The following is a 10438-nucleotide window of genomic DNA, read 5'->3' as shown; positions in this document are numbered from 1 at the left end:
GCCGGTCCGGCGGGCACCACCCCGCCCCGGCAGTGAGCCGCCGGGCCCCGGCCCTGCCGCGCCGCCGCTTCCCCATCAGCGCACCTCGTCCCTGGAGCCCACCATGACCACAGCGCTCACCCCCGCCGCTCCCGCGGCGGCCCCGACCGCGCCGATCCGGAGCACGGCGGCGACCGCCCCGGCGCCGCCGGACCCGCCGGCGCCCCCCGCCGACACCGAGGTGTTCGACCGCGGTGAGTCGCGGGTCCGCCTGTACTGCCGCACCTTCCCCGTCGTCCTGCGGCGCGCCAAGGGAGCGAGGCTGTTCGCCGAGGACGGACGGGTCTTCACGGACTTCTTCTGCGGCGCCGGGTCGTTGAACTACGGCCACAACAACGACGTGCTCAAGGCGGGGCTCGCCGCCTACGTGGCCGCGGACGGCGTGGCGCACGGCCTGGACATGTACACCGTCGCCAAGCGGGAGTTCCTGACCGCCTTCCGCACCCACGTCCTGGAGCCGCGCGGTCTGGACTACACCGCGCAGTTCCCCGGCCCCACCGGCACCGACGCGGTCGAGGCGGCCCTGAAGGTCGCGCGCAAGGCCACCGGACGCAGCGGGGTCATCGCGTTCTCCGGCGGATTCCACGGGATGTCCCGCGGCTCACTGGCGGTGACGGGCAGCGGGCGCGCCCGTCGGGCGGGCGGGGTGCACGGGCAGGACCCCGTCACCTTCGTACCGTTCGAGGACGGCCCCGGCGGGCCGTTCGACTCGGTGGGGCTGATCGAGCGCCTGCTGGACGACCCCTCCTCGGGGGTCGAGACGCCCGCCGCGGTGATCGTCGAGCCGGTGCAGATGGAGGGCGGTGTGCGTCCGGCCTCCGCGGCCTGGCTGCGGAGGCTGCGCGAGGCCACGGAGCGGCGCGGCATCCTGCTCATCTGCGACGAGATCCAGTCGGGCTGCGGTCGCACCGGTGACTTCTTCGCCTTCGAGGAGTCCGGGATCGTGCCGGACGTGGTGACCGTCTCCAAGTCGCTCAGCGGCTACGGACTCCCGATGTCGCTGACGCTGTTCCGTCCCGAACTGGACGTGTGGGAGCCGGGGGAGCACACCGGCACCTTCCGCGGCAACCAGCTGGCGTTCGTCACTGCGACGGCGGCGGCCGGGCTGTGGTCGGACGAGGCGTTCCACCGCGTCCGGGCGGGGACCGCGCGGACGCTCACGGAGTTCGGCGCCGAGGTGGCCGGCCGCGACCCGGCGGTCCGCGTCCGGGGCCGCGGCGCGGTGCTCGGCATCGACCTCGCGGGGAGCGGCGGCGGCGCGCGGGCCGCGCACATCCAGCGGTACGCCTTCGACCACGGGCTGATCGTCGAACTCGCCGGACGCGAGGACGAGGTCCTGAAGGTCATGCCCCCGCTGACGATCGATCCGGCCGAACTGGCCGACGGCATCGGCGTCCTGCGCGCCGCGCTGCTGGACCGGACCTGAGAGAGAAGGGGACCATGCCACAGTCAACGCAGTCACGGCCCGCGGGGGCGCTCCCCGGCCGTTCCGGATCCGCCCGGCCTCGGCCGGAGCGGCGCCATCTGATCTCGATCGACGACCTCTCCGGCGCCGAGCTGCGCCATCTGGCGGCGCGCGGCGCGGAGTTCGCCGCGGGGGCCGAGGCCGACGGCCTGCGGGGCCAGGTCGTGGGGGTGCTGTTCCGCAAGACCTCCACCCGCACCCGCACCGCGTTCTCCGCGGGTGCGCTGCGGCTGGGCGGCGGGGTGGTGACCTACGGCCCCGGCGACCTGCAGGAGAACACCGGCGAGGAGGTGTCCGACACCGCCGCCGTCCTCTCCCGGGTGCTGGACGTCCTGGTGGCGCGCACCGCGGGGCCGGAGAGCGAGCTGCGGGCGTACGCGGCGCAGCGGCGTATGGCGGTGGTGAACGCGATGAGCGCCACCGAGCATCCGACGCAGGCGCTGGCGGACCTCACGACGCTGCTGCGGCGGTTCGGTCGGATCGAGGACCTGCACGTGGTCTACGTGGGCGAGGGCAACAACACCGCCACCGCCCTGACGCTGGCGCTGGCGCGTTTCCGCGGGGTGCGACTGACGCTGCGGACCCCGCCGGGGTACGGGGTGCCGGCCGACTACCTGGAGCGGGCCGCGGTGTACACGGCGCGCAGCGGCGCGGTGGTCGAGCAGCGCCACGACATGGCGGAGCTGCCCGAGGCCGACGTGGTGTACACGACGCGCTGGCAGACGACGGGGACGGCGAAGCCCACCGCGGATTGGCGGGAGGCGTTCGCGCCGTTCCAGGTGCGCGAGGAGACGCTGGCCGCCGCCGGGGACGCGGTGTTCATGCACGACCTGCCGGCCCATCGCGGCGAGGAGGTCACCGGCGACGTGCTGGACGGACCCGCCTCGATCGCCTTCGACCAGGCGGAGAACAAGTTCCACAGCGCACGCGCCGTTCTGGAGTGGTGCGCCGACCCGACCGCCGAGAGGAACTGAGCCATGAGCGCGGAAGATCGTCAGGACGTCAGGCTTCCGGGTGGTCGGTGGCGGTTGTGGGAGCAGTTCTCGTTGCGTGGCCCGGGGTTCCCCGTGGACGGCGTCAAGGAACTCGCACCCGCAGAACTCGCCCTCCACGCCGAGAAGTTCGACCACACCCACCCCCTGAACGGCCCCGACTGGGACACCTTCGAAACCACCTTCGCCGACACCGCCGCACAGACCGCCCGCAAACTCCAGGCCTTCGCCGCCACCGACGACTTCACCACCGCCCTCGCCTGGCAGAACCGCACCGTCCTGCGCACCGGCATCCGCCCCTTCCTCGACCGCACCCCCACCCCCACCAACCGCTCCTCCATGCCCCGCCAACGCGAAGAACTCGTCGCCCACTACCGCCAACGCTTCTGCGTCAAGAACGACACCATCGGCTTCTTCGGCCCCGTCGGCTGGGGCACCATCAACCCCACCACCACCGGCATCCACACCCACCACGGAACCGGCCTCACCAGCAACACCACCACCTTCTTCTCCAGCTGGTCCATCGACGCCCTCGCCAAAACCCTCACCACCCACCCCGGCCTCATGGACTGGATCCCCCCACGCCGCACCCCCTTCGCCCGCATCACCCACCACCCCACCCACACCACCGTCACCATCCCCGGACGACCCCCCAAAACCGTCCCACCCCACCTCACACCACTCCTCACCCACATCAACGGCACCACCACCCCCCACCAACTCGCCGAAACCACCCACACCACCCTCGACCAAACCCGCCAACACCTCACCGAACTCACCCGACACCGCTGGATCACCTGGCGCCTCGACATCCCCTCCGGCCCCCACCCCGAACACCAACTCCGCACCATCCTCAACCGCATCCACGACCCCCACCTCCGCAACCACACCCTCACCCACCTCAACACCCTCGAAACCCAACGCACCACCGTCCACAACGCCGACCGCAACCCCCACCACCTCACCCAAGCCCTCCACACCCTCGAAACCCACTTCACCGACATCACCCACACCGCATCCCAACGCAACAAAAGCACCCGCACCGCACCCAACCGCTCACTCCTCTACACCGACACCCGCCGCTCCACCACCGCCACCATCGGCCACACCATCCTCGACGCGATGGCCACCCTCGACCCGCTCCTGCACAGCGCGGCCTGGCTGATGGCCGAGCTGGCGACCGTCGTGCGGCGGCAGGCGGACGAGGTCTTCGACCGGCTCGCGGCGACGGCCGACGACGAGGTCGACCTCGGAGCGTTCTGGCTGGCATGCATGCCGGTGCTGCACGGCGGCGCACGGACGGCCGCCGACGAGGTGGCCGCGGAGTTCCGCCGGCGGTGGGCGCGTCTGCTGCCGCTCCCGACCGGGACGCGACGGGTGCGGATCGACGGGAGCGATCTGGCCGCGGGTGTCGCGGCCGAGTTCCCCGCGGCGGCCCCCGGATGGACGGCGGCGCGCTACGTCAGCCCGGACGTCCTCGTCGTCGCCGACAGCACCGACGCCGTGGCCCGCGGCGACTTCTCCCTCGTCCTCGGCGAGATGCACCTGGCGACCAACACGATGGCGGCCTCGCTCTTCGTCAGCCAACATCCGGATCCCGCCCAGCTGTTCGCCATGACCGACCGAGACCACCCCACTCCCCGACTGCTGCCGATGCTGCCCAAGGAGCATTCCTCCCGACTCTCGGTGCGGGTGCAGAACGTGCTGGTGCGACCCGAGGACTACCTGGTGGCGCTGCGCGACCAGACGGCCGACCCCTACCGGCCGCGGACGGTCCTCAGTGCCGACGCCTCGGTGGTACGGCGCGGCGGCCGGCTGCTCACGGTGCTGCCCGACGGTGCGGAGTTCGACGTCCTCGACGTCTTCGGCCATGTGCTGACGACCCTCGCCATGGACCTGTTCCGCCTCTTCCCCGAGGCGGACCACGTGCCGCGGGTGACGATCGACCGGATGACCGTCCAGCGCGAGTCCTGGCGCTTCACCGGCGACGACCTCGACTTCGCCGACGAGAAGAACGAAGCACGCCGCTGGATCCGCGCACGCAACTGGCGCACCCGACACGACCTCCCCCGCTACGCCTTCATCGTCTCCCCCACCGAACCCCGCCCCTTCTACGTCGACTTCGACGCCCCCGTCTACATCAACATCCTCGCCAAAGCCGCACGACGCCTCGCACGCAACAACCCCGGCGCCACCCTCACCCTCACCGAAATGCTCCCCACCCCCGACCAGACCTGGCTCACCGACGAACACCACAACACCTACACCTCCGAACTCCGCTTCGTCGCCGTCGACCAGGAGCGGACGGAGCTCCCGCCCGGCTGAGGAGCCCACCCCGCACATCCCGGACGCCGCCGGCCCCGACCAGGGCCGGCGGCTTCGGCGCGCCCGGGTCGGTCCGTCGGTGCCGCGTCAACGCCGTGTCCACGCGGCGCCCCCGTCGAAGAGGGCACGAGGGCCACGCGGACGCGGCGGTGGCCCCGGACCTTCCGGTCCGGGGCCACCGCCGCTCGCTGCCCGTCCGGGCGCGGGTGTCAGGCCAGCAGCCGGTCCAACGTGACCGCGAGGGTGTCCACGTGCGGCTTCCGCATGACGCCGAAGTGGTCACCGGGTACCCGGTGGACCTCCAGCGTGCCCGTCAGCTCCCGCCACCGCGCCACGTAGCCGCGGAAGTCCTGCCCGGACGCGACCTCGTGCTCGCCGTCGACGAGTTCGTCACTGGCGATCAGGTGCAGGGTGCCGGGGTAGTAGCGGTGGCGGTAGGTCAGGGTCATCTCCATGACCTCGCGCCAGATCAGCGCGGAGGGCAACCAGACCGCCGCCCCGCTCTCCTCGGGCAGCGTGATGCCCGTCTCCGGGTCGGCGTCGTCCACCAGGTGTTCCAGCAGGCGCAGGATCTCCGCACGCAGCGCGGTGACGTCGCCGGGGTCGGCGGCGGCCTCCCGCCGCTCCAGCTCCGACAGCAGTTCGGTGCACCGTTCGATGAGGCGGAACTCCTCCCACAGGCCCTCCCGGTCGTGGCTGTCCAGCCCGGGGTCGAGCAGGACGAACGTCACCTCCTCGCCGTCCGCCCGCAGCCGGTCCGCGAGTTCGGCGGTGATGCCGCTGCCTCCGCACCAGCCCAGCAGTCGGTAGGGCCCCTGGGGCCGGGCCCGCCGGATCTCCCCGAGGTACCGGGAGGCCATCTCGGCCGCGGTCGGGACGGGTTCGCCGGGCCCGGCCTGGAGGCCGGGCCACTCCAGCGCGGCCACCGGCTGCTCCGGGTGCAGGTGCGGCACCAGCCGCCGGTACCAGTGGGCGCTGCCGCCACCCGGGTGCACGCAGAACAGCGGCGCCCGGTCGCCCTGCTCCCGCAGCCACATCAGGGCGGGGGCGGTGGCGCCCGCGGGGGTTCCGCGCTCGGCCACCGCCGCGACCGCCTCCAGGGTCTGGTGCTCCACGAAGGCGCGGACCGTCAACTGGAGCCCGTGCCGCTCCCGCAGCAGCGCCACCGCGCGCAGGATGAGCAGGGAGTGGCCGCCCAGCAGGAAGAAGTCGTCGTCCACGCCGACGCGTTCCCGGCCGAGCACCTCGCACCACACCTGCGCCATCGCCCGCTCGGCGGCGGTGCGGGGCGCCCGGTGGGCGTCGCCGGCGTCGGTGCGGTCGGGCGCGGGCAGGGCCGCGCGGTCGACCTTGCCGTTGCCGTTGAGCGGCAGCGAGGGCAGCTCGACCCAGGCGGTCGGGACGAGGAACGCCGGCACCCGGGTGCGGAGCGCGGCGCGCAGCGCGGCGCGGTCCAGGGCGTCGGCGTCGGGGCGTCCCACCACGTAGCCCACGAGTTCCTTGTCGCCGTCGGCCCCGGTACGGCAGACGGCGGCTGCCGCCGCCGAGACGCCGGGCAGGGCGGCGAGCGCCGACTCGACCTCGCCGAGCTCGATGCGGTGGCCCCGCACCTTGACCTGGTGGTCGCGACGGCCGAGGAAGTGGAGTGTGCCGTCGGGGTCCTGACGGACGGTGTCGCCGGTGCGGTAGAGCCGGCCGCCGGGGGTGGTGCCGGTGGGGTCGGGGACGAAGCGTTCCGCGGTCAGCTCCGGGCGCCCGTGGTAGCCGCGGGCCACACCGGGTCCGCCGAGCAGCAGCTCGCCCGCGACGCCGTGGGGCACCGGGTTCATTCCGGGGTCCACCACCAGGGCAGTGGTCCTGGCGATCGGAGGGCCGATCGGCACGGCGCCGCCCGCGGGGTCGGGGGTGGCGTCGTGGTGGGCGGTGGCGAAGGTGGTGCACTCGGTCGGCCCGTACATGTTGCTCACCGCGACGCCGTGGGCCCGTGCCTCCCGCAGGTGGGACGGGGAGAGGACGTCGCCACCGGTGAGGATCGAGCGCGGGGCGGCCAGCGCCTCCGGGCGGCGTTCGGTCATCAGGTGGAAGAGGCTGGTGGTCAGGAAGGCGACGGTGACACCGTTCGCGGTCAGCAGTTCGGCGAGGGTGTCGGTGGTGGGGGTGCCCGGCGGGCACAGGACGAGGCGCCCGCCGCATGCCAGGGCCGCCCACAGCTCGAAGGTGGAGGCGTCGAAGGCGAGGGGTGAGACCACCAGTACCGCGTCGTCCGGCCCCAGGCGGGCGTGGTTCTCGTCGTGGACGAGGCGGACGATGTTCCGGTGGGTGATCTGGACGCCCTTGGGCCGGCCGGTGGAACCCGAGGTGTAGATGAGGCAGGCCGCGGAGTCGGGCGAAGCGACGCGCGGCAGCGGCTCGCCCGTCGCGTGGGCACCGCTCTCGCGGATGTCGCGCTCGGCGTCCTCCAGCAGGAGGCGCTCCGGGCCGCCCGCGCCTGCCAGGCGGTCCACCAGGGCGGCGCGGGTCACCAGCAGTGAGGCGCCGGAGTCCTCCAGCAGGTAGCGGACGCGGTCCTGGGGGTAGTCGGGATCGACGGCGAGGTAGGTGCCACCGGCCAGCATGACGCCGAGCAGGGCGACGACGGTCTCGGGACCGCGCTCCAGGCAGACGGCGACGGGGGTCTCGGCGCGCACTCCGCGGCGGCGCAGCAGTCGGGCGAACGCCTCGGCGCGTCGGCCGAGTTCTTCGTGGGTGACCTCGGCGCCGTCAGCGGTGAGCGCCACCGCTCCCGGCTTTCCGGCGCGCAGGACCAGTTCGGGCACGGTGAGTTCGGGGAGCGGGTCGGCCACCGCCGCCGGCCGCGCGGGCGCCGTCAGCTCCTGGGGGCGGAACCGCCGCGGGTCGGCGTCCGGGGTCCGGGCCATGGCACGCAGCACCCGGAGGAACACCGCGGCGAACGCCTCCAGGCGGGACCGGTCGGCCCAGCCGGGGCGGCAGGTGATCCGCAGGTCGCCGGGGAAGGTCCACACGTCGAGGGTGAACTCGTTGGGGCTGCTGTCGGTGACCTCGTCGGGCGCGGCGCCCGACTGGTCGAGCACGTGGAAGTCGAGGTAGCCGAAGACCACGTCGACCAGTGGGATGCCCTCGCCCCACTCCCGCTGCATGGCGGGCAGGGGGTAGCGGCGGTGCGGCCAGACCGCCGCCTCCTCGGCGAAGACGGCGCGCAGCAGCTCCCGCCAGCTCGGGGCGTCGAGGTCCACCGCGAACGGCACGGTGTTGAGGTACATGCCGCGGGTGTCGTCGCCGTCGGGCAGTTCGGGACGGCCGTTGCAGACGGCGCCCGCGAGGAAGCGGCGTTGGCCGCAGAGGGCGCCGAGGGTGGCGAGGTGCGCGGTGTACAGGACGGTCTTCAGCGAGGTCCCGGTGGCGGAGGCCAGTTCCCGCAGTTCGGGGGCGAGGTCGTGCCAGGGCGCCCGCACCTCGTGGGCGGGGCCGTCTCGTTCGGCGGGCGCGGTGGCGGCGGGCAGCTCCAGCCGGGGGTAGTCGGTCAGCCGGCCGCGCCAGAAGGCGCGGTCGTCGTCGGAGGCCAGTGACGCCAGCTCCCGTGCGACGAAGTCGGCGTAGCGCGCCCGGGGCGGCGGGTCGACCGGGTGGTCCGGCCGCTCGCGGAGCGCGCCGTACCCGGCGCGGATCTCCTGGATCACCGAGTGGTGGCTCCAGCCGTCGAGGACGGCGTGGCACTCGGTATGGGTGAGCGTCCAGGCCCGGTCGCCGGTGCGGTGGACGTGGTAGCGGACCAGGGGCGCGGTGGCGAGGTCGAACGGGGTGCCGGCCTCGGCGGCGCGGTGGGAGCCGATGGCGTCGCGCTGCTCCCGCGGGGACAGGGGCCGCAGGTCGGTGACGCCCACGGTGACCGGCGCCTCGCGGTGGACGAGTTGCAGGGGGCGGGCGTAACCGGTGAGCTCGAAGGAGGTCCGCAGGATCTCGTGGCGGGCGACGGTACGGTCGATCGCGGCGCGGAGGGCCGTCTCGGAGAAGGGCCCGTCGTCGGTGAAGTGGAAGCTGCTGACGTTCAGGTAGGAGTTGGCGCCCGGATCGGCAAGCAGCTCGTAGACCATGCCGGCCTGCACCTCGCCCATGGGGTAGGCGTCGGCGAGTCCGTCGGGCAGGGCCGACCGTTCGTCCGCCGTGAGCAGCGCGAACGGTTCGACGAGCGCGGCGCCCGGGGTGTCGTCGCTCATGACGGCCACCGTGGCCAGTTCGGCGACGGTGGGATGGGTGAAGAGGTGCTGGACGGAGAGGGCCACTCCGCGGCCGGCCAGCGCGCCGACGGCGCGGATGGCGCGGATCGAGTCGCCGCCGAGGTCGAAGAAGCGGTCGGTCACCCCGATCCGCGCCAGGTCCAGGGCGTGCGCCAGTTCCTCCGCGAGCACCTCTTCGACGGGGGTGCGGGGGGCGACGTGACCGGCGGTCGCCTGCGCGCCCGCGCGGTCGGGCGCCGGCAGCGCGCGGCGGTCGGTCTTGCCGCTGGGGGACAGCGGGAGGCGCGTCAGGACGACCCAGTCGGCGGGGACCATCGCCTCGGGGAGCCGCTCGCGCAACCAGGCTCGGACGGCGGCGGGGTCGGGGTCCGCCCCCGTGTCCGCCTCGGGGACCAGGTAGGCGGCGAGTCGGCCGTCGCGGACGGCCGCGGCGGCGTCCCCGACACACGGGTGCTCGCGCAACCGCGCCTCCACCTCGCCGAGCTCGATGCGCTGTCCGCGGATCTTGACCTGGTCGTCCAGCCGCCCCAGGTAGTCGATGCTGCCGTCGGGCAGCCACCGCGCCAGGTCGCCGGTGCGGTAGAGCCGGCCGCCGGCCGGGCCGAAGGGGTCGGGCACGAACCGGTCGGCGGTCAGGTCGGGCCGCCCCAGGTAACCGCGGGCCAGTTGCACGCCGCCGAGGAGGAGTTCGCCCGGCACGCCGACGGGGACGGGGCGCAGGGCGTCGTCCACGACGTGGGCGCGGGTGTTGGCGATGGGGCGGCCGATGGTGACGCGCCGGCCCGGGGCGCAGGGCGTGCCGGTGACGTCCACGGCCGCCTCCGTCGGCCCGTAGAGGTTGTAGGGGGCGACGGGGAACCGGCGGGCGGCGTCCGCGACGAGGTCGCCGGGAAGCGCCTCACCGCTGCACAGCAGGTGGCGGACCGAGGTGAGCGGCGCGTCCTCCCGGGCCGGGGTGGTGCAGAAGGCACGCAGCATCGACGGCACGAAGTGGAGGGTGGTGATCCCCTCGGAAGCGATGACCTCGGCGAGGTGGGCCGGGTCGCGGTGGCCCCCGGGCCGCGCCATCACCAGGGCGGCGCCCGCGGTCAGCGGCCAGAAGAGTTCCCAGACGGAGACGTCGAAGCCGATGGGTGTCTTCTGGAGCACACGGTCGCCGGCGCCGATGGCGAACTCGTCCTGCATCCAGCGCAGCCGGTTGACGATGGCGCGGTGCTCGATCACCACGCCCTTGGGTCGGCCGGTGGAACCGGAGGTGTAGATGAGGTAGGCGGCGTCGCCCTCGCCCGCCTCCGGGTGCGCGGGGCCGCCGTGCGCGGCGGTTCGGGCGCCGGCCCCGGGGCCGGCGGGCGTCCCGGCGT

4 protein-coding genes are annotated in these 10438 nt (G+C 73.9%); 3 read left to right on the top strand and 1 reads right to left on the bottom strand.

Annotation, left to right across the window (positions count from 1 at the left end):
- Positions 1–103: 103 nt before the first annotated feature.
- The 3 genes from HCJ92_RS18625 to HCJ92_RS18615 are packed head-to-tail and all read left to right on the top strand — an operon-like array spanning position 104 to position 4821.
- A complete protein-coding gene (locus tag HCJ92_RS18625; protein WP_167934758.1) occupies positions 104–1465 on the top strand; it encodes a diaminobutyrate--2-oxoglutarate transaminase in 1362 nt (453 codons plus the stop codon).
- Positions 1466–1479: 14 nt separating this feature from the next.
- A complete protein-coding gene (locus HCJ92_RS18620; RefSeq protein WP_167934757.1) occupies positions 1480–2478 on the top strand; it encodes an ornithine carbamoyltransferase in 999 nt (332 codons plus the stop codon).
- A gap of 3 nt (positions 2479–2481) precedes the next feature.
- The gene (locus HCJ92_RS18615; RefSeq protein ID WP_167934756.1) at positions 2482–4821 is read left to right on the top strand and encodes a lantibiotic dehydratase; all 2340 of its coding nucleotides are present in this window, start codon (positions 2482–2484) and stop codon (positions 4819–4821) included.
- Positions 4822–5030: 209 nt separating this feature from the next.
- Here HCJ92_RS18615 and HCJ92_RS18610 read toward each other — a convergent pair.
- The coding region (locus tag HCJ92_RS18610; protein WP_167934755.1) for a non-ribosomal peptide synthetase at positions 5031–10438 on the bottom strand (5408 nt) is incomplete at its 5' end.

The sequence above is a fragment of the Streptomyces spiramenti genome, assembly GCF_012034385.1.
In the GTDB taxonomy this organism is placed as follows: Bacteria; Actinomycetota; Actinomycetes; order Streptomycetales; family Streptomycetaceae; genus Streptomyces; species Streptomyces spiramenti.
Note: the sequence above shows the minus strand (reverse complement) of the source record. Positions and strands in the feature narration are given on the sequence as shown.

What these genes read in the sequence shown, in the direction of transcription:
- HCJ92_RS18625 (WP_167934758.1), top strand. Translation starts at nt 104, where the DNA reads ATGACCACAGCGCTCACCCCCGCCGCTCCCGCGGCGGCCCCGACCGCG.
- HCJ92_RS18620 (WP_167934757.1), top strand. Translation starts at nt 1,480, where the DNA reads ATGCCACAGTCAACGCAGTCACGGCCCGCGGGGGCGCTCCCCGGCCGT.
- HCJ92_RS18615 (WP_167934756.1), top strand. Translation starts at nt 2,482, where the DNA reads ATGAGCGCGGAAGATCGTCAGGACGTCAGGCTTCCGGGTGGTCGGTGG.